Raw genomic sequence first — 21,908 nt, forward strand, 5'->3', positions numbered from 1 at the left:
CGATCACGCCTGGCGTTTTATCGCTTCTCCAGTTTAACCACCGTCAGCGCCCCGTCCACCTCTTCAGCGACGAAGTCGATTCTGTCACCAGGCTTGACCTGCGAGAGCATTGCCGAATCCTTCACTTTGAACACCATGGTCATCGCATCCATGCTGAGGTTTTCCAAAGGACCATGTTTGATGGTCAGCTTACCGGCTACCGCATCCACTTTCCTGATCTCGCCATGCGACATGCCGACCTTCGCCTGGCCTCCCGCTTGAGCGCCATCCGCGGCCGCTGCCGCGTGGCTCGCCTCATCCGCCGCATATGCCGAAACGGGAACCGTCACCATGCAAGCCATCGCCATCGAAACCAAAACGTTCTTCATCTCACACTCTCCTAAGTTCATCACAATCTGCACGACATCAACCATCCGGCAATTCGCCGGTGTATTCGTACGCCACGGTTCCTTTGGGATGCCTGAACCAGCCCGGATCGCGGTAGTCGTCGCGCCCTAGCCCCTCGCGCACTTTCACGACCGTGAACATGCCGCCCATTTCGAGCGCACCGAATGGCCCGGTGCCGGTCATCATCGGCAGCGTGTTGTCGGGCAGCGGCATCTCCATCGAGCCGCCTGTGCTGCCCATCGCCATATAGTCGGGCACCAGCCGGTTGATGCGTTTGGCCAGGTCTTTCTGCGGCACGCCGATCATGTTCGGAACCTGATGCCCCATCGCGTTCATCGTGTGATGCGACTTGTGGCAATGAAACGCCCAATCGCCCGGACGATTCGCCGTGAACTCGATGGCGCGCATCTGCCCGACCGCGACATCGGTTGTCACCTCGGGCCAGCGCGCGGAAGGCGGAATCCAGCCGCCGTCCGTGCCCACCACTTCGAAGTGATAGCCGTGCAGATGAACCGGGTGATTGGTCATCGTCAGATTGCCGACGCGAATCCGCACGCGATCGCCCGCGCGCACCGGCAACGAATCGATACCCGGAAACACGCGCGCGTTCCATGTCCACATATTGAAGTCGGTCATCTCGTTCACGCGCGGCGTGAAGCTGCCCGGATCGATATCGTAGGCCGACATGATGAACGCGAAGTCGCGGTCCACGGGCATCGCGCCGGGATCTTTCGGATGAACGATGAACAGGCCCATCATGCCCATCGCCATCTGCACCATCTCGTCGGCGTGCGGGTGATACATGAAGGTGCCGTGCCTCTCCAGACCGAATTCATAGACGAAGGTCTTGCCTGGCGGAATGTGCGGCTGCGTGAGCCCGCCCACGCCATCCATACCGCACGGCAGCAGCATGCCGTGCCAGTGGACCGTGGTGTGCTCCGGCAGCCGGTTGGTCACGAAAATGCGCACCTTGTCGCCTTCAACGGCCTCGATGGTCGGCCCCGGCGCCTGGCCGTTGTAACCCCACAGGTTCGCGTTCATGCCCGGCGCCAGTTCGCGCACCACCGGCTCGGCGATCAGATGAAACTCCTTCCAGCCGTTTCTCATGCGCCACGGCAGCGACCATCCGTTGAGTGTGGCGACCGGCGTGTACGGCCGGCCATTCGACGGCGCGCGCGGTGCCTGCATCGCGGCCGAGGCCATGCTGGGCGCTTCGGGCAACGACGCGGCGCCGGCCTTGCTGACCAGCGCGGCGCCTAACAAAGCGGCTCCCGAGCCGCCGATAAAATGTCGACGTGACACCATGTCATTGACCTTCCAATTCAGTGGACGACGCCGGCTGCGTCGTGGAGGCGAGCGGCGTCGCGCTCGTGGCAACTGGCAGACGGCCGCCGAGCGCCTGTTGCAAATCGGTTTGCGCGAGCCAGAAGTCCTTCAGCGCATCGATTGCGCTATTCACCGCGCCGATCTGCTCGCGCGAATCGGCGAGCAGTTCGAACACGCTGACCAGCATGCCGTTGTAGCGAAGCAGCAATTCATCGGAGATGGTTTTGCGGACCGGCACGACTTCGTCGCGATAGTGCTTCGCGAGGTCGTAGCCGGACACATAGGCCGAATACGATTCGCGCACTTCGGAGCGCGCGTTGATCGCGGTCTCGGCAACACGATTCGCCGACTGCAGATAGATCGCTTCGGCTCGCGCCACTTTGGCGCTGCCCCAGTCGAACAGCGGGATCTCGACGCTGATCTCATAGCCCTGCTGGCGGCCGTCTGAAGTCGTGAAATTGTTCTGATAGCCGACATCCAGCACGTTGATGAAACGCGTCGCTTTGCTCAAGCCGAGTGCGCTGGCGACACTTTGCGTTTGCAGCTTCGCGGCCTGAATGTCGAGCCGGTTCTGCATCGCGAAGGTTTCCAGATCGTGCAACTCGGGGCGCGTGGCAGGCAGATCGGGCAGGCGCTCAGGCAGCGTGTACTGTGCCTGGGAACCCCAGAGTCCCATCGCGCGAGTGAGCTTTTCTCGCGCGGACACTGACTGCTGTCGCGCTCTTCCTACCTGCGCCATCGCTTCCGCGTAAAAGGCCTGCTCGCGCGCGTAATCGAGCTTGCTGAAATGGCCGGCCTGCTGCATGCGCGAAGCGAGTTCGGCGCCGGCCTCGGCCGCGTCCTTTACCTGCTCCGCGTACATTGCCGATTGCCCTGCGGCGACTGCGAGGATATAGGCGCGCCGGGCGTCGGCGGCGACTTTGAGCATGGCGTTTGCGGTGAGCAGGCGAGTCTGCTCGAAACGGCGGCTCTCGATGCGCGTCACCAGCGGCATGGTCAGTACTCTCAGCATGCCGAGCGTGAAAGTGCGGCTGATACTCAGGTCATCGCCACCGTGCGTGCGGCTGAACGAAAAGCCGGGATTCGGCAGGCGTCCTGCCTGAACGAGGTCCGCTTCGGCAATGCCGAGTTCGCCGTACGACGCCTGCAGGCCACGGTTGTTCAGGAGCGCGATCTGGAGCGCGTCGTCCATGCTGAGCGGTGTGGCGAGCAACGCTTGCGTGCGGCTTGCCACGGTGTTTCGGTCTTCATCCGTCTTTATCGACACGGCGTCTTTGCCGATTCGCGCGGAGGCCACCGTCGACACGGTGTCGAACCCGCCGTCCTTTGAAAACGTCGTGCAGCCGGCGAGCCATGACACGGCAATGGCGATGGCGATGGAAGCAGCGCTGGTGGAAGGAAGCAGGCGCGGCCTCATTTTTCCGCCTCTGCGTGGTGAGCACCGTGGCCGTCGCCTTCGGCATTAGTGACACCCGAGTGCATCGAAGCGTGGCGCTTTCCAGCGCCATCGGCTGGATCGGTCACTGCGCGATTGAGCGCCTGCCAACCTGGTGACGGCTGGTCGCGGTGCGGCCGATAGCCGGCCAATGCAGATGGCACCTCGAGCGCAGGCACGGATGCCGCGGCATTCGCCGGGTCGGGAAATAGGGGCGCGGCGAACGCGAGTGCCGGCAGACATGCCGGCGCGCCGAGCAGCGCCGCAATGAACATTCGCATGGATAGTCTCGTCGTAGTCCGCCCCGACGGACGACACACGGCCGCCATCGAGACAAAATGGAACACCGCAGCACAGGGCTGCGAAAGATCTAGACGAGAGGGATTCGGGGAGGCCGTTCGACGCCGTCAGTCAGAAACGACACGACACGCACGGCGGGAGGCAGGGGAACAGCAAAATGAACCGCGTTAGCGGACAGGGACACGACCGGCGTGATGGGCAACGCGCCGCCGAAACAGCAGGACGCGCAGGCGGAGCACGCATGCGCGTGATGCTCGCTGCCCCCGCCGTCGTGATGCTGAAGATGAGTACCGGCGATATTGTCGGCCTGATCGGCCATCATCCCGGCATGATCGTGATGCTGGGTCATTGGACCCCCATGCTCGTGGCGCGCCGACATCCCTTCGCCCACGGAATGCGAGGACTCGCATTTCATGGAGACGGCCGCGAACGACTGAACCGGGAGGCACAGCACGAGCAGCAACACGATGAAGAATTTGCGCCAGCAAGACATGGAAACGGAGTCTAGCATGCGGTTCTGGAAAATCGTAAGGCAGGGACGACGTCGCGCGCGCACGTTTTTGGTGCGGTGATTTGCCTTCAGCCAGTCACAAAAAAAGAGGCTTGACCTTACCGCCGTGGGAAGGTCCACGCTCGAGCCATGACTTCTCATTGGAGGTAGGACATGGAATTCAACATCCCGGACATGTCGTGCGGCGGATGCGCCAACGCCATCACGCGTGCTGTCACGAGTCTCGACCCGGTGGCGAGGCTCGAAGTCGATGTGCCCGTTAAAATCGTCAAGGTCACGTCGACGCTGGCGCCCGAGCAATTCATCGAGGCCATCGAGGCGGCGGGATTTCATCCGTCACTGAAAGCCTGATAGGCTGATCGCCCAATCGCTCGATCGCCGGACCAGATCGACGCCGGATAGCCGCCGGATAGCCGCCGGGAAGGCGGTGGGAGCACACGCGCCCACTTCCGCTTTCCGGTAGCGGTGTCGATCGGGACAACTTTTTCCCAACGGAAATCTACTATGAAAAACCTTCGCGCCTTTCGTGCTCTCTGCCTGTTCGGCGGCTTTGCGTTTGCCGTTGCGGCCGCGCCCGTCCATGCCCAGCAACCGGCGTCCATGCCCGGCATGGATATGTCCGGTTCAGCCGGCGGAAAGTCGACGCAAGCCTTCAAAGCCGCCGACGACAAAATGATGCAGGACATGAGCGCCGACTACACCGGCGACGCCGATAAGGACTTTGTCGCTCACATGATTCCGCATCATCAGGGCGCGATCGAAATGGCGCAGGTCGAATTGAAATACGGCAAGGATCCGGAACTGAAGCGGCTGGCGAGCAACATCATCAAGGCACAGCACGATGAGATCGCGTTCATGAAAAAATGGCAGGCGAAGCATGGCGTGAAATGAGCGCACGGAGTATTGGCGCCTTCACATCGGGTTGCCGCTAAAGGGTTCGCTGTAGCAATCTACCGCGCTCGCGCCGGCGGCACCCGCCGCGGCACTCGCCATCTCGCCCCGGCTCTTTCTCCACCCCGCTGGCGGCATCCCGAACTCCCGCTTGAAAGCGCGATTGAAGGCCGCCTCCGACTCATACCCCACCTGATCCGCCACCTCCGCCACCGACTTCGTCCCGCCGCGCAACTCCTGCGCGGCGACCTGCAAACGCCAGTGGGCGAGATACTGCATGGGCGGCTGACCGAGCAACTGCGTAAACCGCTGCGCCAGCGCGGAGCGTGACAACCCCGCCATTCGGGCAAGCTCATCCACGGTCCACGCATGCGCCGGCTGCGTATGCATCATGGCCAGCACCCGGCCGACAAACCTGTCCCCCACACCCGCGAGCCAGCCCTTTCGATCGGCCGGCAGCGCGTCGATGCAGCGCCGCACCGCCTCCACGAAGAGCAGCTCCGATAGCCGCGCAAGCACGAGCGCACTGCCTACGCGCCACTCCGCCGCCTCGGCCGTGGCGAACCGCAAAGAAGATTCGAGCCACGCGGACTGCGGATCATTGCGCATGTCGACCTTGAAGAGGCGAGGCAACGCGGACAGCACCGGGTTGCTCAACGTGTCGTCGCAAGCCAGAAAGCCGCACACCAAGCGCGTACTGTCGCCGCCGCCGCCATAGTTGAGCGTCATCAACTGCCCCGGCGAATTGCGCAACTGACTCTCGAGCAGTTCGGCAGTGGGTCCGGGCGTGACGTCGAGTGAACTGCCCAGCAGATGCGATTCGCCTTGCGGAACGACGAGCAGTTCGCCGGCATTGACGTAAATGGCGGACTCGGGATCGTCCGCGAGTGCCGCCCAGCAGCTTCCCTCGGTGATCAGATGATAGGAGACGACACGTTCGGCTCGTGGCAGGTAACTGCCGCACAGCGCTGCGTCCGCCTGGCCGAACAGACACCAGGGCGCAGTGAAGTGGCCGTTTAGATACACCGCGCCGCCCAGGCGAACGAGGCGAAGAACGTTGGAGAGAGCATCCATGGATGTGTGCCCATGAACTTCGGCGTCCTGCGCAAAAGATCTGGACGCCTGGTCATTCATCGATTCAACACGCGCAACGATACTAGCACCCATGCGAATTCCTTACAACGATGCTAAGGAATCTTGAATGTATCGAATACTTAAACGCAATTAAGGAGGCGCCCCATGAATTCATAGCGACGCTGAAAGCCTTCGCGCAACGAGATCAACTTGCATTGCACAAAAAAATTTTCAGGAGCATTTCCATGTCACAAGTCCAGTCTTCTTCGCAAACCTCCGCATTTGCCGATGTCAAAGCGCGCCAGCACGTCGCGTGGGAAACGGGCAACTATGCGGTCGTCGGCACGACGCTGCAGATCGTCGGCGAAAACCTGTGCGAGGCGCTCGATCTGCGCGCCGGCAGCAGCGTGCTCGATGTCGCGGCGGGCAACGGCAACGCCACGCTTGCCGCCGCACGCCGCTGGTGCGACGTCACCTCGACCGACTATGTCTCCTCGCTGCTCGAAGCGGGGAAGGCTCGGGCGCGAGCCGAAGGTCTCACCGCGGTGCGGTTTCGCGAAGCGGACGCCGAAGCGCTGCCCTACGCCGACGCCTCGTTCGATGCCGTCATCTCGACCTTCGGCGTCATGTTCACGCCGAATCAGGAGATGGCGGCAAGCGAGTTGGCGCGCGTGTGCAAGCCGGGCGGCAAAATCGGCCTTGCGAACTGGACGCCCGAGAGCTTCATCGGGCAGGTGTTCAAAACGATCGGCAAGTATCTGCCCCCGCCGCCCGGCCTCAAGTCGCCCGCGTTGTGGGGCACCAGGGCGCGGCTCGACGAGCTCTTTCACGGGAGCGCGAAGCCCGTCGCTGCAAAGAGCCGTGAATTCACGTTCCGTTACCGCTCACCGGCGCATTGGATCGAGGTATTCCGGACATATTACGGCCCGGTCAACAAGGCATTCGCCGCGATGGATGCCGAGCGGCAGGCAGCCTTCCAGCTCGACCTGATGACGCTGCTGGCAAACGGCAACCGTTCCGGCGACGAGACACTCGTGTTGCCCAGCGAGTATCTCGAGGTCGTCATGGAGCGGCTGTGAACGGGATCAGCCGCGCACTGGCCGGCGCGGCGGTCTACACCCTCAATCGATGGCCAACGCTCAGCGTGGTCGGCCTGCGGTGTGTCACGGTGGCTTTCGGCCTGCCGCTTTTTTCGTCCGTGTGCTTCTTCGGCCTTCGGTTCGTTCTCGCCAGCATCGGGCTGATGTCTTAGGCTTCGCCATTTCATCCAACCCGTTTTTCCGGCTTCGTGCTTTCCAGACGAAGCCGGACTTTCGCACTCTGGACACCTGAGCGGCGAATCGGCGCGCTCGCGCCGGCCGCCTCACCTTTCCTGCGGCACCCGCACCCACCCTTCCATCAACACGCGCGCGCTGCGGCTCATGATCGCCTTCTTGACCGTCCACTCGCCGCCGCTCTCGCTCGCCTCGGCACCCACCCGCAAGGTCCCCGACGGATGCCCGAAGCGTACCGACTGCTTCGCCCCGCCGCCTGCCGCGAGATTCACCAGCGTGCCGGAAATCGCCGCCGCCGTGCCGATCGCGACCGCGGCCGTGCCCATCATCGCGTGATGCAGCTTGCCCATCGACATCGCCCGCACCAGCAGATCGACATCGCCCGCGCCAATGCGCTTGCCGCTCGACGCTACATAGTCGGCCGGCTTCGCGACGAACGCGACCTTCGGCGTATGCTGGCGCGTCGCGATCTCGTCGAGATGCTTGATCAGCCCCATGCGCAGCGCGCCGTGCGCGCGAATGGTCTCGAACATCGCCAGCGCTTTTGGGTCGCTGTTGATTGCGTCCTGCAACTCCGTACCCTTGTAGCCGATCGATTCCGCATCCACGAAGATGGTCGGAATGCCCGCGTTGATCATGGTCGCCTTCAACGTGCCGACACCCGGCACTTCGAGGTCGTCCACGAGATTGCCGGTCGGGAACATCGAACCGCCCGCGCCCTCTTCTTCCGCAGCCGGATCCATGAATTCGAGTTGCACTTCGGCAGCCGGAAACGTGACGCCGTCGAGTTCGAAATCGCCGGTTTCCTGCACGGCGCCATTGGTCATCGGCACGTGGCCGATGATCGTCTTGCCGATATTCGCCTGCCAGATGCGCACGGTCGCCACGCCGTCGCGCGGAATCCGGCTCGGGTCGACGAGACCCGCGCTGATTGCGAACGGTCCCACGGCGGCCGACAGGTTGCCGCAATTGCCGCTCCAGTCCACGAATGCCTTGTCGATCGACACCTGCCCGAACAGGTAATCCACGTCGTGATCCGGCCGGCTGCTTTTGGCGATGATCACCGTCTTGCTGGTGCTCGAGGTCGCGCCGCCCATGCCGTCGATCTGCTTGCCGTACGGGTCGGGGCTGCCGATCACGCGCATCAGCAGCGCATCACGCGCGGCGCCCGGCACCTGAGCGGCCTCGGGCAGGTCCTGCAAGCGGAAGAACACACCTTTGCTGGTGCCGCCGCGCATGTAGGTGGCGGCAATCTTGATCTGGGGTTGGTGGGCCATGAAAGTCGTGTCCTGATGTAGGCGGACGGTCCCTGGAGGGACTTCGTGCAGGGCGTACGGCATGCCGCACCGTAGCGCCCTGTCCCGCGTTAAAACGTTCGCTGCTTCAAACGATCTGACAACCGGGCAGCCTCAGGCCGCCGCTTTCGTCGATTCGAGAAAGTCCTGCGCAAAGCGTTGCAGCACGCCGCCGGCCTCGTAGATGGAAACCTCTTCGGCCGTGTCGAGCCGGCACGTGACCGGCACGTCCACACGCTCACCGTTCTTGCGATGAATCACCAGCGTGAGGTCCGCGCGCGGCTTGCGCTCGCCGATCACGTCGAAAGTTTCCGTGCCGTCGATACCGAGCGTAAGCCGGTTCACCCCAGGCTTGAATTCCAGCGGCAACACGCCCATGCCCACCAGATTCGTGCGGTGAATGCGCTCGAACCCTTCGGCGACGATCGCTTCCGTGCCGGCAAGACGCACGCCCTTTGCGGCCCAGTCGCGCGACGACCCCTGGCCATAATCGGCCCCGGCGATCACGATCAGCGGCTGCTTGCGCTCCATGTAGGTTTCGATCGCTTCCCACATGCGCGTGATCTTGCCCTCCGGCTCGATGCGCGCCAGCGAACCCGCCTTCACCTTACCGTCTTCGACCACCATCTCGTTCTTCAACGTGGGGTTCGCAAAGGTGGCGCGCTGTGCCGTCAAATGGTCGCCGCGGTGAGTCGCGTAGGAATTGAAGTCTTCTTCCGGCAGGCCCATCTTCGCCAGATACTCGCCCGAGGCGCTGTTCGGCAAAATCGCGTTGGAAGGCGACAGGTGGTCGGTCGTGATGTTGTCGCCCAGCACGGCGAGCGGGCGCATGCCCTTGAGCGTGCGCTCACCGGCAAGCGCGCCTTCCCAATACGGCGGACGGCGAATGTACGTGCTCATGGGGCGCCAGTCGTACAGCGGGCTGGCCTTCTCGCCCGTGTCGACCGTGACCGCGAACATCGGCTCGTACACCTTGCGGAATTGTTCCGGCTTCACGCTCGACGCCACGATCGCGTCGATCTCCGCATCCGACGGCCAGATGTCCTTCAACGTGACGGGGTGGCCGTCGGCGTCGATGCCGAGCACGTCTTTCTCGATGTCGAAGCGGATCGTGCCCGCAATCGCATACGCCACCACCAGCGGCGGCGACGCCAGGAAAGCCTGCTTCGCGTACGGGTGAATGCGGCCGTCGAAGTTGCGGTTGCCCGACAGCACGGCAGTCGCATACAGATCGCGCTCGACGATTTCCTTCTGGATCGCCGGATCCAGCGCACCGGACATGCCGTTGCACGACGTGCACGCATACGCGACCACGCCGAAGCCGAGCTTCTCCAGATCGTGCAGCAGACCGGCTTCTTCCAGATACAGCGTGACCGCCTTCGAGCCAGGCGCGAGCGAGGTCTTCGCCCACGGCTTGCGCGTCAGTCCGCGCCTGTTCGCGTTCCGCGCCAGCAGGCCGGCGGCGATCATGTTGCGCGGATTGTTGGTGTTCGTGCAGCTCGTGATCGCGGCGATGATCACCGCGCCGTCCGGCATCAGGCCCGGTTCATTCTCCACCTTGCCGCTGATGCCGCGCGCCGCCAGTTCCGACACCGGCAGACGGCGGTGCGGGTTGGACGGACCGGCCAGCGTGCGCACCACGGTGGACAGATCGAACTTGAGCACGCGTTCGTATTCGGCATGCTTGAGGCTGTCCGCCCACAGGCCGGTTTCCTTCGCATACGTTTCCACCAGTTTGACGAGCGCGTCGTCGCGGCCGGTGAGCTTGAGATACTTGATGGTCTGTTCGTCGATATAGAACATCGCGGCCGTGGCGCCGAATTCCGGCGCCATGTTGGCGATGGTCGCGCGATCGCCGAGCGTCAGGTTGGCCGTGCCTGCACCGTAGAATTCGAGGTACGCGCCGACCACTTTTTCCTTGCGCAGGAATTCGGTCAACGAGAGCACGATGTCGGTCGCGGTAATGCCTTCAGCCGGCTTGCCGGTCAGTTCCACGCCGACGATATCCGGCAGGCGCATATACGACGCGCGGCCGAGCATCACGCTTTCCGCTTCGAGTCCGCCCACGCCGACGGCGATCACGCCGAGCGCGTCCACCATCGGCGTATGGGAGTCGGTGCCGACCAGCGTATCGGGGAATGCCACGCCGTCTTTCACCTGCACCACCGGGCTCATGCGCTCGAGGTTGATCTGATGCAGGATGCCGTTGCCCGGCGGAATCACGTCGACGTTCTTGAACGCGCGCTTGGTCCAGTTGATGAAGTCGAAGCGGTCTTCATTGCGGCGATCCTCGATCGCGCGATTCTTCGCGAACGCGTCCGGATCGAACCCGCCGCACTCGACGGCGAGCGAATGGTCGACCACGAGTTGGGTCGGCACCACCGGATTCACCATGGCAGGGTCGCCGCCTTGCGCGGCGATTGCATCGCGCAGACCAGCGAGATCGACCAGCGCGGTCTGGCCAAGAATGTCATGACAGACCACGCGTGCCGGGAACCACGGGAAATCCAGATCGCGCTTGCGTTCGATGATCTGCTTGAGCGACGCGACGAGTGTGACGGGATCGCAGCGGCGCACGAGGTTCTCCGCCAGCACGCGCGACGTGTACGGCAGCTTGTCGTACGCGCCGGGCGCAATGGCGTCGATGGCGGCACGCGTGTCGAAGAAATCGAGCTGGGTGCCGGGAAGGCGTTTGCGGTTTGCGGTATTCATGGCGTAGGGGACAAAACAGTAATGATCCGGGAACGATGGCGGCGGCCGATCACAGTCAGCTGCCCCTCTTTTAGCGCTTCCCTGGCGGGCCAGTCAGGTACGGGTAGTTTAGCTCGCGGCAGCGCGCGGGCCGGGTTTGCCGGCACTCACGCGAATACGCCGCAAAAAACAGCCTTGGCTCGGGGTTCCAGCGAGCCAAGGCCCAATTTCATTGCGCCGCGCTCTCGAGACGCAATGAAGGTCGAACACTTGCATCGGCGTGTCGACGCTCTTCAACAATCGACAACGCTCGCAAGGTCTTCAGCCACGCTCAAACACGTTTCGCGAGCGGCACGAACGGCAGGTCATCGGGTCCCGTGTAATTTGCGCTCGGACGAATGATCTTGTTGTCGATGCGCTGCTCGATGATGTGCGCGCTCCAGCCGGCCGTGCGCGCGATCACGAAGAGCGGCGTGAACATCGCCGTCGGCACGCCCATCATGTGATACGAGACCGCGCTGAACCAGTCCAGATTCGGGAACATCTTCTTCGCCTCCCACATCACCGACTCGAGCCGCTCGGCGATGCTGAACAGCTTGGTGTTGCCGGCTTCCTTCGAGAGCTTCTTCGCGACTTCCTTGATGACCTTGTTGCGCGGGTCCGAAATCGTGTACACCGGGTGGCCGAAACCGATCACCACTTCCTTGTTCTCGACGCGGCGGCGGATGTCCGCTTCGGCTTCGTCCGGCGTCTGGTAGCGCGACTGGATCTCGAACGCGACTTCATTGGCGCCGCCGTGCTTCGGCCCGCGCAGCGCGCCGATCGCGCCGGTGATCGCCGAATAGATGTCCGATCCCGTGCCCGCGATCACGCGGCCCGTGAAGGTCGATGCGTTGAATTCATGCTCGGCGTACAGGTTCAGCGACACGTGCATTGCGTCGACCCACGCCTTCGACGGCTCCACGCCGTGCAGCAGATGCAGGAAGTGGCCGCCGATCGAGTCGTCGTCGGTTTCCACTTCGATGCGCTTGCCGTTGTGCGAGTAGTGATACCAGTAGAGCAGCATCGAACCGAGCGAGGCCATCAGCTTGTCGGCGATGTCGCGCGCGCCCGGCAGGTTGTGATCGTCTTTCTCCGGCAACACGGTGCCCAGCACCGACACGCCGGTGCGCATCACGTCCATCGGGTGTGCTGCGGCCGGGATCCATTCGAGCGCGGCCTTGACGTTCGCGGGCAGGCCGCGCAGCGCCTTCAGCCTGGTCTTGTACGCGGTGAGTTCGGCCTGGGTCGGCAGCTTTTCGTGGACCAGCAGGTACGCGATCTCTTCGAACTCGCAGGCGCCCGCGATATCGAGAATGTCGTAGCCGCGGTAGTGCAGGTCGTTGCCGGTCTTGCCGACCGTGCAGAGGGCGGTATTGCCTGCCGTCACGCCGGACAGGGCGACGGATTTCTTCGGTTTGAACGCGCCTGTGTTCGGCGTACTGTTATCTGCTTCGCTCATGACTTCGTCTCCAGATGCATGGGGAATATGTTGGACCGCATCCCAAAACGCAAAGAACGGGCCAGCCACGCGCACGCGCGCTAAGTACCTGATTTAAAAAAGGACTGCCGTCCGCGCCCGCCTCGATCCGATTTCAGAAATGAAACGTGGATTTCAGATTGGAAATGGATGCGCGCATAATGGGTGGACTTTCCCAGCACCGCCGTGAGCCGCCCCGCCTTGAGCACACCTCTTTTCGAACCCGCCCAGCGCCCCCGCATCTGGGCGCTCAGCATTAGCCGCTTGCGCGATCTGTTTTTCGATATCGCCGGCGAATACGTGGAGCGCGCGGACCTGCGCATCGTCTCGCACGGTTTCGAAGACGCCGTGCGCGAAGTCGAGGCCGCGGGCGCGGGTCGTCCGGATGTCGTGATTGCCGGCGGCTCGAACGGCGCGTATCTGAAGACGCGCGTATCGGTGCCGGTCGTGCTGATCGGTCCGACCGGTTTCGACGTGATGCACGCGCTCGCGCGCGCACGCCGCGACGGCGCGAAGGTCGCGCTCGTCACGCACGGCGACACACCCGACGAAGTGCGGCGTTTCACGGCCGCTTTCGCACTCGACATCACGTTCGCTTCCTATCAATCGGCGCAGGACGCGGAAAGCCTCGTGCTCGATCTGCGCGATCGCGGCATCGAGGTGGTGGTCGGCCCCGGACTCGTCACGGATCTCGCCGCGAATGCCGGCATGGGCGCGGTGTTTCTCTACTCGCGCGCTTCCGTGCGCGCGGCCTTCGACACCGCGCTCGAAGTCGCCCAGGCCACGCGCCGCGAAACGGTTCGACGTCAGCGGCTCGACAATCTGTTGCAGCATCTGCGCGACGGCGTCGTCGCGCTCGACGCGCAAGGCCGCGTCGAAGCGATGAACCAGCGCCTCGCGAGCGTGCTCGGCCTCGACGCGGCACACGCCGTGGGCCGCGTGCTGCTCGAACTCGCGCCCGATCTCGCGGGCAGTCTGCCGGACGCGGACGGCGACGGGTTCTGCACGGTGCGCGGCGTGAGCTATGTCGTGCATCGCGGGCCGCTGGCGAGCAGCGGTTCGGCCGCGGGCACCGTACTGACGTTTCAGGAATCGCGCGCGGTCGAACGGCTCGACCGGACGCTGCGCTCGCGCCAGCGCGTGCAGCAGTTCAGCGCGCGTTACCGGCTCGACGATATCGTCGGCGCGTCCGAATCGATGGAACGGGTGCGTACGCTCGTCAAGCGCTATGCGCGCTCGGACGCCACCGTATTGATTCTCGGCGAAAGCGGCACGGGTAAGGAGATGGTCGCGCAGAGCATGCATCAGTTGAGCGCGCGGCGCGACTTCGCGTTCGTCGCGATCAATTGCGGCGCGTTTCCCGAGGCGCTGCTGGAAAGCGAGTTGTTCGGCTACGAAGAAGGCGCATTCACCGGCGCGCGCAAGGGCGGCAAGGCGGGGCTGATCGAAGTGGCGCACCGCGGCACGCTGTTTCTGGATGAAATCGGCGAGATGCCGCTGTCGCTGCAAAGCCGGCTGTTGCGCGTGCTCCAGGAACGTGAAGTCGTGCGGCTCGGCTCGACGGAGCCGACGCGGGTCGATATTCGCGTGGTCGCGGCGACGCATCGCGGCTTGACCGAGGGCATCGAAGCGGGCAGCTTTCGGGCCGACCTGTACTACCGCCTCAACATTCTCAGCATCGCATTGCCGCCGCTGCGCGAGCGGCCGACCGACCTGCTGCCGCTCGCCGCCCAACTGCTGCTGCAAGCCGTGGCGCGTGAACCGCGGCTCGCGGCGCGTGTGCCGGACGCGGCTGCCGCCGAACGCGTGCTCGCCCCACTCGACGAGCCGCTCAAGCGTTACGCGTGGCCCGGCAACGTGCGCGAACTGCAGAACGTGATTGAACGGATCGCCGTGGAACTCGCCGACGCGGTCCCTGAAGACACCAACGCAGACGCCACCGAATCCGCTTTCACCCGCGACATGTTGCGCACGCTCGCGCCGGAAATCGCCGAGCCTCACGCGCGCACGAGGAAAGCCGCGCTATCGCTACGCGAACGCAGCCGTCACGTGGAAGCCGACGAAATCCGCGCCGCGCTCGCCGCGCACGAAGGCGATCGCGACGCCGTCTGCGAGGCGCTCGGCATCAGCAAGACGACGTTATGGCGGAAGCTGAACGCGGCGCAGTAGGCGTGGCGCCGGCGTTGCCCACGCCGCCATGCCGCGCCGGCCGCACGGCGCTAATCGCCGCAGTGCCGGCGCTCGTGATCGCGTTGCTGCCGGCAGCGGCGCGCGCGATGAACATGCTGGGCGTCATGCCGCAGCATCGCTTGAAATGGCGGCCGAAATGGCTTTGGTCGAAGAAGCCGACTTCCGTGGCGACGACCGATCCCGGCACGCCTTCGAGCAACAGCGTCTGCGCGCGTTGAATCCGCAGGCCGCACAGATAGCGGTATGGCGACGATCCATATTGCTGCCGGAACACCGTGGCAAAGCGCGACACGCTGAGCGCGGAGAGCGCGGCGAGTTGGGCGAGCGTCACCGGTTCGTCGAAATGGGCTTCGATGAACGCGCGGGCCGCGTTGAGGCTGATGGACTGTTTCATGACGTCACGATAGTCGAGCGGGCCGCCGGTTGTTTCGCGAAACGCCGAATGGAAAACGGGTCGAGAGGAATCGCCGTGCTGCCCGTATCGATCAGTTCCGCGAGCGTCTCGCCGACGCCCGGACCGATCTGAAAGCCCGAGCCGCTGAAGCCGAACGCGTAGTAAAGGCCGTCGACCTGGCTGCTCCGACCGATCACCGGCTCGCTGTCGGGCAGATAGCTTTCCACGCCGCTCCAGACACGAATCACATGCAGCGGCGCCAACGCGGGCACGAGCCGGCGCATCTGCGCCAGTTGCCGCACGGTGTTGATGGGCAACACGGAGGCGCGGCGCGTCACGGCGTCGGCCGGACCAGCAGGACCGCCGCCGACGATGATGTTGCCGCGCGGAATCTGGCGGAAGTAGATGCTCTCTTCCTTGATCGACGTGAACACGCCCATCGACGATTTGAATACGTACGGCACCGGCTCGGTCACGCACATTTGCGGCCCCCGCGCGGTCAGCGGCACGGATTCGCCGAACTGTTCGGTCAGGCGGCTCGCCCACGCGCCGGCGCAGATCACGAGCTGCGCTGCCCAGTAGACGTCGCCACGCGCGCTTTCCACGCGAAACCGGCCACCATCCTTTTCCACGCGAACGATCTCCGTGTCCTCGATCACCTGTGCGCCGAGCCGCACAGCCGCGCGACCGAACGCGGGCGCGGCGAGGCGCGGATTGGCGTGGCCGTCGAGCGGCGAGATCGAGGCCGCCAGCACTTCGCGGCCGAGAAACGGAAAGCGCCTGAACATGGCGTCGCCATGCAGCACTTCGAGTTCGAGTCCGTAGGCGCGCGCGTCGATCGCATACTGATCGAAATTTTCGACATCCTTCTGGTGGTAGCACACGCGCGTGTGGCCCGAAGGCAGAAACTCGATGTCCTCGCCGAGCAGTTCCGCCGAGCGTTGCCACGTGCGCAGCGCGCGGTTGGCCATGGCCAGTTGCGGCAGCGCGCGGCCCTGCCGGCGAATGCCGCCGAAGTTCACGCCGCTTGCCTGCTGGCCGGTGAGTCCGCGTTCGAGCAGAATCACCGAGCGATTGCGCTGACGCAGGAAGAACGCCGTCGTCGTCCCCATGATGCCGCCGCCGATCACGATCACATCGGCTTCGTTGCGAGTCGTCGCGCTCATTGGCTCACCTCGCTGCTCGTTTCGTCGATCGCCTCTTCGGTCAGCGCCACGGGCAGCGGTTTGACCGGCGCCTGACCGCGCAGCCGTCCCACTGACGACAGCGGCACGCACGCCGCCGCCGCGATGATCTCCGCGCCGGCGTGGCCGCAATAACGCCCCTGGCAACGGCCCATGCCGACGCGCGAAAACGCCTTCGCGCGATTGGCTTCCTTCGCGCCGCTCGCGCGGACCACGCGGCGCAATTCGCCCGCGGTAATCGCTTCGCATCGGCAGACGATCGTCTCGTCCGGCAGCGACGCGGCGAACTTCGCCGGCCACGGGAAAGCTTCGCGCAAGCCCGCGGCAAACCGCGTGAAGCGCGCGAGTTCGGCGCGCAAGCGCTCCACGCCGTTGACCGGCATGCCGTGATCCTGCATCGCCGCGAGCGCCGCGAGACGGCCCGAGCGTTCCGCCGCGTCGGCACCGCGCACTCTCGCGCCGTCGCCCGCCAGGTAGACGCCCTTGATGCTGCTGCGGCCGTCGGCATCGATTTGCGGCAGCCACTGCTGGGCGTTGTCGTCGAACACGAAGCGGCAACCCGCGAGGTCCGCGAGTTGCGTCTCGGGGCGCAGGTGGTAGCCGAGCGCAACCGCATCGCATGCCAGTTCGAGGCGCTTGCCATTGGGTAGCGCGACCTCGACAGCGCTCACGCCATCTTGCGGCGTGCCTTTGATTTCGAGCGGCTGCACGCCGCGATGAACCGGCACGCGCGCGTCGGCGATCACGCGCGTCAACGCAATGCCTTTTCTGAGCGCGGCGGGAATCGCCAGCAGACGCGGCAACGCGGCCACGCGCTGCATGAACGTCGAAGTATCGAGCACCGCCGCCACCTGCGCGCCCGCCTTCACGTACTGCGCGGCCACGAGGTACAGCAGCGGCCCGCTGCCCATCATCACGATGCGCGAGCCGATCGCGCAGCCTTGCGACTTCAGCGCGACCTGCGCGCCGCCGAGGCTATAAGTGCCTGCATGATGCCAGCCCTTGACGGGCATCAGCCGGTCCGTCGCGCCGCTGCAGACGATCAGCGCATCGAATACGAGCGTGCGGTAACGCGTGCCGCTCACCAGATGCACGGTGTTCGACGAGATATTCCAGACCAGCGTTTCCGGCAGATAGTCGATCCTGCTTTTCAGCGTATCGAAGCTCTGATGCAGCGACGCGGCACGCGCGGCCTCCGTGCCATAGAGCGTGTCATAGCTGCGCGAAAAGCCTTCCGGCTGACGCCGATAAATCTGTCCGCCGTCGCGCCGCGATTCGTCGATAACGACAGGCCGCAGGCCCGCTTCGACTAGCGCCTGCGCCGCGCGCACACCCGCCGGCCCGGCCCCGATGATCACTACACGCGGGGCCATACACCCTCCCCGGCATCCGCGAGTTTCGTGACGATCGACATGCCGGGTGTGGCCGGCGTGCTGCAAGCCCTCACGCGCTCGCCTTGCGCGGTCCACACCCAGCAGTCCTGGCAGGCGCCCATCAGGCAGAAGCCCGCGCGCCGGCCGTCGCCGAATTCGGAATCGCGCAACGTGCGCGTGCCGGTGAGCAATGCGACCATCAGCGTGTCGCCTTCGGCGGCTTCGCGCACCACGCCGTCCACGGTAATCGGAAACGTCTTGCGGCCGGCTTCCGCGACGCGCACAAATCGTCCGCTCATGCCGGGGTCGCCTCCACGGACTGCAAACGGTTCAGTTCGGCGGCCGGATGGTGGCACAGAATCTCCGCGCCCGAGGGCAGCCGCTTCACCGAGGGCGGCGTCACGTTGCACTTGCCGTCGATACGCACCGGACAGCGCGCGCGAAACGAACACAGCTCGGCAATATCGGCGCTTTCGCCCATTGCCGGCAAAGCGGTGGCGACGATCTCGCGGCGCGCGTCGAGCCAGCCGGGTTTGAGCGCCGGCACCGAATCCACCAGCAAGCCCGTGTACGGGTGATACGGCGGCGCGGCGAGCACATCTCGCTGCCCCGCTTCCACGCGATGCCCGGCATACAGCACGATCACTTCGTCGCAGATGGCGCGGACCGTTGAAATATCGTGGCTGATGAACATGTACGACACGCCCAGTTCGCGCCGCAATTCGCCGAGCAGATCGAGGATCGCCGCGCCGACCACCGTGTCGAGCGCGGAAGTCACTTCGTCGCACAGAATCAACGCGGGATTGGCGGCGAGCGCGCGCGCCAGATTCACACGCTGCTTCTGGCCGCCCGAGAGCCCCGCCGGCGTGCGCGTGGCGATGGAGGCCGGCAGTTTCACCAGATCGAGCAGTTCCAGCATGCGCTTCTTCGCCGCCGAGCCACGCAGATGGTGATAGAACGCGAGCGGCCGGGCGAGGATGTCGGCGATCGAGTGGCTCGGGTTCAACGCCGTGTCGGCGTTCTGAAACACGATCTGGATCTGCCGGTATTGCTCCGGTGTGCGGCGCGAGAGCTGCGCCGGCAGCGACTCGCCATTGAACAGCACCTCGCCGCGCGCCCGGTCGACCAGACCCGCCACCACGCGCGCGAGCGTCGTCTTGCCGGAGCCGGATTCGCCGATCACGCCGAGCGTACTGCCGCGCGGAATCGACAGACTGACGTCGTCGAGCACGCGCACGGCGGGCGCGCCATACCGGTCGATGCGGCCATAACCCGCGGACAGTCCGCGAATCTCCAGCAGCGGCGGCACGTGCTTGCCCAGGGTCGGCGGCAATTCCAGCACCGCTTCCGGACGGCGCGTGGCGGCCAGCAACTGGCGCGTGTAAGCATCCACAGGAGCGTCGAGCACTTGCGCGACCGCGCCGTTTTCCTTCACCGCGCCGCCGTTCAGGACGACGATGCGGTCCGCCATTTGCGCGACCACTGCCAGATCGTGCGATACGTAGACGGCCGTGGTGCCGAGTTCGCGAACCACTTTCTTGAAGGCCGCGAGCACTTCGATCTGCGTGGTGACGTCGAGCGCGGTGGTCGGCTCGTCGAACACGACGACGGCCGGGTCGGTGATCAACGCCATCGCCGCCATCAAACGTTGCAACTGCCCGCCGGACACCTGGTGCGGATAGCGCTCGCCGATCGTTTCCGGCGCGGGCAACGCGAGCGAGCGGAACAGGCCAATCGCTTTGGCGCACGCCGCCTCTTTGGTCATGAGGTGATGCAGCAGCGCCGGTTCGGTGACCTGATCCATGATCGTGCGCGCCGGATTGAAGCCGGCCGCCGCGCTTTGCGCGACATACGCGACGGTGCGCGCGCGCAACGCTCGGCGGCCTTTCGCGTCGAGCGACAACACGTCGACCTCGCCGATGCGCACCGACCCGCCGCTGATCGCACAGCCGGCTCGCGCATAGCCGAGCAGCGACAGCGCGATGGTGGTCTTGCCCGAGCCGGACTCGCCGATCAGCGCGAGCACTTCGCCCTTCTTCACCGAGAAATCGACACCCTTGACGATCTCCATCACCGGCCCCGGCGCCGCACCCGCGACGACTCTCAGTCCCCTCACTTCGATCATGTCCCGCTCAGCCATCACGCACCTCCGTGGCTACGGCCGCGACGCCGCAGGTTGTCGATCAGCAGATTCATGCCGATGGTCAGCGTCGCAATCGCGACGGCCGGCATCAGCACGGCGGGCGCGCCTTCCGACAGGCCGCCGATGTTCTCGCGCACGAGCGAACCCCAATCGGCGTTCGGCGGCTGCACGCCAAGGCCAAGGAAAGAGAGCCCGCTCAGCAGCAGCACGATGAACACGAAGCGCAGGCCGAAGTCGGCGAGCATCGGGTGAATCATGTTGGGCAGCACTTCGACCCGCGCGATATAGAAGATGCCTTCGCCGCGCGCTCTCGCCACCTGCACGTATTCGAGGCCCATCAGGTTCACCGCGAGCGAGCGCGAAATCCGGAACGCGCCGGGAATGTAGGCCAGCGCGGCGACTGTGGTCAGCATCGGGATCGACGAGCCGAACGCGGCGATCACGACGAGCGCGAGCACCTTGCTCGGAATCGAAATCAGCGCGTCGAACAGACGGCTCAGGATTTCATCGACCCAGCGGCCCGACACCGCAGCGAGCAGGCCGAAGAACGTGCCGATCACGCTCGCGAGCACCGCCGCGGCGAGCGCGAGGCCGACCGTGTAGCGCGCGCCGTAGAGAATCCGGCTGAGCATGTCGCGGCCGAGATAGTCGGTGCCGAGCGGATACGCCGCGCTATAGCGGCCGAAAATTTCCGTCGAGGTCAGCGCGCCGCCTTTGTACGGTGCGACGAGCGGCCCGATGAACGCGACCAGCAGCCAGAACGCTACCATCAGCAGACCGATCAGACCGAGTACCGAGAAGCGGTGGACGAGGCGTTTGAGCACGCCCTGTTTCAGCGCAACCGCTTCCACGGGCGCGGGCTCGACGACCAGTTCGTCGCGGCGCACGTCGTACAGTTCCGTGCCCGCGTGGGGAATGTGGTGGGGATTGGTAGGTTGGCTCATCATCGACGCAGCCTCGGGTTGGATACGATTTGACACAGGTCGGCGATCAGTACGAGCGCCAGATAAGCCGCGCAGAACACCATGACGCAGCCTTGCACGAGCGGCATGTCGCGGTTGGTCACGGCGTCCACCATCAGGCTCGCGAGGCCGGGATAGTTGAAGATCGATTCGACGATCACCACGCCGCCGAACAGATACGACAGGCTCAGCGCCACGGCGTTGGCGATCGGGCCGATGGTGTTCGGCAGCACATGCCGCCACACCACGCGCACCGGCGAGGCGCCCTTGAGCAAGGCCATTTCCACGTACGACGAATTGAGCTGATCGAGCACCGCGGCGCGCGTCATGCGCGCCATCTGCGCGACCAGCACGCAGCACAGCGTCATCACCGGCATTGCGTAGATGCGCAGCAGCGCGCCGAACGAATGCACTTCCGACAGATACGACAGCGCCGGCAGCCAGCGCAGTTTGACGGCGAAGATCAGCACGGCGATCGTCGCGATGAGGAATTCCGGCACCGCGACGGTCGACAGTGTGAGCACGTTGAGCGTGCGGTCGAGCAGCGAGCCGCGGAACATCGCCGACGAAATGCCGATCAGGAGCGCCACGGGCACCGCGACCACTGCCGTCAGGCCGGCCAGCGCGAGCGAGTTGGGCAGGCGCGTCGCGATCAGCTGGCTGACCGGCAGATTGTTCGACAGCGAGGTGCCGAAGTTGCCGCTGACCACATGCAGAAGCCACACGCAGTAGCGTTGCAGCGCGGGCTGGTCGAGGCCGAATTGATGCCGCAAGGCGGCAACGGCTTCGGGGGTGGCCGCCTGGCCGAGCGCCTGCTGGGCCGCGTCGCCGGGAAGCAGCCCGGTGACGGCGAACACGACTGCCGATACCAGCAGCAGCGTGAGTAGCGCGAGGCCGAGGCGCGCGGCGATGAGACGTTGCGCATGTGCTTTCATCGAGAGTCGCCTCTTCAGTTGAAG

Annotated in this window: 21 protein-coding genes; 5 read left to right on the forward strand and 16 right to left on the reverse strand. The window is 64.8% G+C overall.

Features of this window, described 5'->3' with window-relative positions:
• Positions 1–17: 17 nt before the first annotated feature.
• The 5 genes from BLW71_RS25060 to BLW71_RS42350 form a co-directional block, all read right to left on the reverse strand.
• Complete coding sequence (locus BLW71_RS25060; protein WP_091808839.1) at positions 18–368, reverse strand: copper-binding protein; 351 nt, start codon at positions 366–368, stop codon at positions 18–20.
• Positions 369–405: 37 nt separating this feature from the next.
• Complete coding sequence (locus tag BLW71_RS25065; protein ID WP_091803024.1) at positions 406–1,692, reverse strand: multicopper oxidase family protein; 1,287 nt, start codon at positions 1,690–1,692, stop codon at positions 406–408.
• 1 nt (position 1,693) lies between these two features.
• On the reverse strand, positions 1,694–3,130 hold the full coding sequence (locus BLW71_RS25070) for a TolC family protein (protein WP_091803027.1): 1,437 nt from the start codon (positions 3,128–3,130) through the stop codon (positions 1,694–1,696).
• Positions 3,127–3,429 carry a hypothetical protein gene (locus BLW71_RS25075; protein WP_091803030.1) on the reverse strand — a complete coding sequence of 101 codons (303 nt, stop codon included), beginning with the start codon at positions 3,427–3,429 and terminating at the stop codon, positions 3,127–3,129. Before BLW71_RS25075 ends, BLW71_RS25070 begins: the two co-directional genes overlap by 4 nt.
• 89 nt (positions 3,430–3,518) lie before the next feature.
• Entirely contained in the window at positions 3,519–4,100 is a 582-nt protein-coding gene (locus tag BLW71_RS42350; RefSeq protein ID WP_353615895.1) for a DUF2946 family protein, read from the reverse strand.
• Between the two features lie 12 nt (positions 4,101–4,112).
• Between BLW71_RS42350 and BLW71_RS25085 the strand changes: the two genes are divergently transcribed.
• Positions 4,113–4,310: a heavy-metal-associated domain-containing protein gene (locus tag BLW71_RS25085; RefSeq protein WP_091803036.1), complete on the forward strand. Its 198-nt coding sequence runs from the start codon at positions 4,113–4,115 to the stop codon at positions 4,308–4,310.
• Positions 4,311–4,463: 153 nt separating this feature from the next.
• Entirely contained in the window at positions 4,464–4,850 is a 387-nt protein-coding gene (copM, locus tag BLW71_RS25090; protein ID WP_091803039.1) for a CopM family metallochaperone, read from the forward strand.
• A 21-nt stretch (positions 4,851–4,871) separates the two neighbouring features.
• Here the strand turns inward: copM and BLW71_RS25095 are convergent, their stop codons facing one another.
• Positions 4,872–5,924: an AraC family transcriptional regulator gene (locus BLW71_RS25095; RefSeq protein ID WP_091803041.1), complete on the reverse strand. Its 1,053-nt coding sequence runs from the start codon at positions 5,922–5,924 to the stop codon at positions 4,872–4,874.
• Positions 5,925–6,169: 245 nt separating this feature from the next.
• Between BLW71_RS25095 and BLW71_RS25100 the strand changes: the two genes are divergently transcribed.
• Positions 6,170–7,003 carry a class I SAM-dependent methyltransferase gene (locus BLW71_RS25100; RefSeq protein ID WP_091803044.1) on the forward strand — a complete coding sequence of 278 codons (834 nt, stop codon included), beginning with the start codon at positions 6,170–6,172 and terminating at the stop codon, positions 7,001–7,003.
• Entirely contained in the window at positions 7,000–7,176 is a 177-nt protein-coding gene (locus BLW71_RS41765) for a hypothetical protein (RefSeq protein ID WP_177205116.1), read from the forward strand. The genes BLW71_RS25100 and BLW71_RS41765 overlap by 4 nt, the downstream gene beginning before the upstream one ends.
• Positions 7,177–7,287: 111 nt before the next feature.
• On the opposite strand, the gene prpF is transcribed toward BLW71_RS41765, so the two are convergent.
• The 3 genes from prpF to prpC form a co-directional block, all read right to left on the reverse strand.
• Positions 7,288–8,475 (reverse strand): 2-methylaconitate cis-trans isomerase PrpF, encoded by a 1,188-nt coding sequence (gene prpF, locus BLW71_RS25105; RefSeq protein ID WP_091803047.1) that lies wholly within the window; start codon positions 8,473–8,475, stop codon positions 7,288–7,290.
• Positions 8,476–8,607: 132 nt separating this feature from the next.
• Positions 8,608–11,205: a Fe/S-dependent 2-methylisocitrate dehydratase AcnD gene (gene acnD / locus BLW71_RS25110; protein WP_091803050.1), complete on the reverse strand. Its 2,598-nt coding sequence runs from the start codon at positions 11,203–11,205 to the stop codon at positions 8,608–8,610.
• A gap of 310 nt (positions 11,206–11,515) precedes the next feature.
• The gene (gene prpC, locus BLW71_RS25115; protein ID WP_091803051.1) at positions 11,516–12,685 is read right to left on the reverse strand and encodes a bifunctional 2-methylcitrate synthase/citrate synthase; all 1,170 of its coding nucleotides are present in this window, start codon (positions 12,683–12,685) and stop codon (positions 11,516–11,518) included.
• Between the two features lie 219 nt (positions 12,686–12,904).
• Between prpC and prpR the strand changes: the two genes are divergently transcribed.
• Complete coding sequence (prpR, locus tag BLW71_RS25120; protein ID WP_091808841.1) at positions 12,905–14,872, forward strand: propionate catabolism operon regulatory protein PrpR; 1,968 nt, start codon at positions 12,905–12,907, stop codon at positions 14,870–14,872.
• Here prpR and BLW71_RS25125 read toward each other — a convergent pair.
• The 7 genes from BLW71_RS25125 to BLW71_RS25155 are packed head-to-tail and all read right to left on the reverse strand — an operon-like array spanning position 14,829 to position 21,884.
• A complete protein-coding gene (locus BLW71_RS25125; RefSeq protein WP_091803054.1) occupies positions 14,829–15,287 on the reverse strand; it encodes a helix-turn-helix domain-containing protein in 459 nt (152 codons plus the stop codon). The genes prpR and BLW71_RS25125 overlap by 44 nt on opposite strands.
• Positions 15,284–16,453: an NAD(P)/FAD-dependent oxidoreductase gene (locus tag BLW71_RS25130; protein WP_091803057.1), complete on the reverse strand. Its 1,170-nt coding sequence runs from the start codon at positions 16,451–16,453 to the stop codon at positions 15,284–15,286. Before BLW71_RS25130 ends, BLW71_RS25125 begins: the two co-directional genes overlap by 4 nt.
• Positions 16,450–17,844 carry an FAD/NAD(P)-dependent oxidoreductase gene (locus BLW71_RS25135; RefSeq protein WP_091803059.1) on the reverse strand — a complete coding sequence of 465 codons (1,395 nt, stop codon included), beginning with the start codon at positions 17,842–17,844 and terminating at the stop codon, positions 16,450–16,452. The genes BLW71_RS25130 and BLW71_RS25135 overlap by 4 nt, the downstream gene beginning before the upstream one ends.
• A complete protein-coding gene (locus BLW71_RS25140) occupies positions 17,829–18,143 on the reverse strand; it encodes a (2Fe-2S)-binding protein (protein ID WP_091803062.1) in 315 nt (104 codons plus the stop codon). The genes BLW71_RS25135 and BLW71_RS25140 overlap by 16 nt, the downstream gene beginning before the upstream one ends.
• Positions 18,140–19,984, reverse strand: coding sequence for an ABC transporter ATP-binding protein (locus BLW71_RS25145; protein WP_091803065.1), 1,845 nt, complete (start codon positions 19,982–19,984; stop codon positions 18,140–18,142). Before BLW71_RS25145 ends, BLW71_RS25140 begins: the two co-directional genes overlap by 4 nt.
• Positions 19,984–20,934: an ABC transporter permease gene (locus tag BLW71_RS25150; RefSeq protein WP_091803068.1), complete on the reverse strand. Its 951-nt coding sequence runs from the start codon at positions 20,932–20,934 to the stop codon at positions 19,984–19,986. Before BLW71_RS25150 ends, BLW71_RS25145 begins: the two co-directional genes overlap by 1 nt.
• Positions 20,931–21,884, reverse strand: a complete 954-nt coding sequence (locus BLW71_RS25155) for an ABC transporter permease (RefSeq protein ID WP_091803071.1) — start codon at positions 21,882–21,884, stop codon at positions 20,931–20,933. Before BLW71_RS25155 ends, BLW71_RS25150 begins: the two co-directional genes overlap by 4 nt.
• Between the last annotated feature and the right edge of the window lie 24 nt (positions 21,885–21,908).

Source organism: Burkholderia sp. WP9, assembly GCF_900104795.1.
Taxonomy (GTDB): Bacteria; Pseudomonadota; Gammaproteobacteria; order Burkholderiales; family Burkholderiaceae; genus Paraburkholderia.

Coding starts and splice junctions, on each gene's coding strand:
- BLW71_RS25070 (WP_091803027.1), bottom strand. CDS start 3,130: ATGAGGCCGCGCCTGCTTCCTTCCACCAGCGCTGCTTCCATCGCCATC.
- acnD (WP_091803050.1), bottom strand. CDS start 11,205: ATGAATACCGCAAACCGCAAACGCCTTCCCGGCACCCAGCTCGATTTC.
- BLW71_RS25140 (WP_091803062.1), bottom strand. CDS start 18,143: ATGAGCGGACGATTTGTGCGCGTCGCGGAAGCCGGCCGCAAGACGTTT.
- copM (WP_091803039.1), top strand. CDS start 4,464: ATGAAAAACCTTCGCGCCTTTCGTGCTCTCTGCCTGTTCGGCGGCTTT.
- BLW71_RS25085 (WP_091803036.1), top strand. CDS start 4,113: ATGGAATTCAACATCCCGGACATGTCGTGCGGCGGATGCGCCAACGCC.
- BLW71_RS25150 (WP_091803068.1), bottom strand. CDS start 20,934: ATGATGAGCCAACCTACCAATCCCCACCACATTCCCCACGCGGGCACG.
- BLW71_RS25060 (WP_091808839.1), bottom strand. CDS start 368: ATGAAGAACGTTTTGGTTTCGATGGCGATGGCTTGCATGGTGACGGTT.
- BLW71_RS25125 (WP_091803054.1), bottom strand. CDS start 15,287: ATGAAACAGTCCATCAGCCTCAACGCGGCCCGCGCGTTCATCGAAGCC.
- BLW71_RS25095 (WP_091803041.1), bottom strand. CDS start 5,924: ATGGATGCTCTCTCCAACGTTCTTCGCCTCGTTCGCCTGGGCGGCGCG.
- BLW71_RS25135 (WP_091803059.1), bottom strand. CDS start 17,844: ATGGCCCCGCGTGTAGTGATCATCGGGGCCGGGCCGGCGGGTGTGCGC.
- BLW71_RS25155 (WP_091803071.1), bottom strand. CDS start 21,884: ATGAAAGCACATGCGCAACGTCTCATCGCCGCGCGCCTCGGCCTCGCG.
- prpF (WP_091803047.1), bottom strand. CDS start 8,475: ATGGCCCACCAACCCCAGATCAAGATTGCCGCCACCTACATGCGCGGC.
- BLW71_RS25075 (WP_091803030.1), bottom strand. CDS start 3,429: ATGCGAATGTTCATTGCGGCGCTGCTCGGCGCGCCGGCATGTCTGCCG.
- BLW71_RS42350 (WP_353615895.1), bottom strand. CDS start 4,100: ATGAGAAGTCATGGCTCGAGCGTGGACCTTCCCACGGCGGTAAGGTCA.
- prpC (WP_091803051.1), bottom strand. CDS start 12,685: ATGAGCGAAGCAGATAACAGTACGCCGAACACAGGCGCGTTCAAACCG.
- BLW71_RS25100 (WP_091803044.1), top strand. CDS start 6,170: ATGTCACAAGTCCAGTCTTCTTCGCAAACCTCCGCATTTGCCGATGTC.
- BLW71_RS25145 (WP_091803065.1), bottom strand. CDS start 19,984: ATGGCTGAGCGGGACATGATCGAAGTGAGGGGACTGAGAGTCGTCGCG.
- BLW71_RS25130 (WP_091803057.1), bottom strand. CDS start 16,453: ATGAGCGCGACGACTCGCAACGAAGCCGATGTGATCGTGATCGGCGGC.
- BLW71_RS25065 (WP_091803024.1), bottom strand. CDS start 1,692: ATGGTGTCACGTCGACATTTTATCGGCGGCTCGGGAGCCGCTTTGTTA.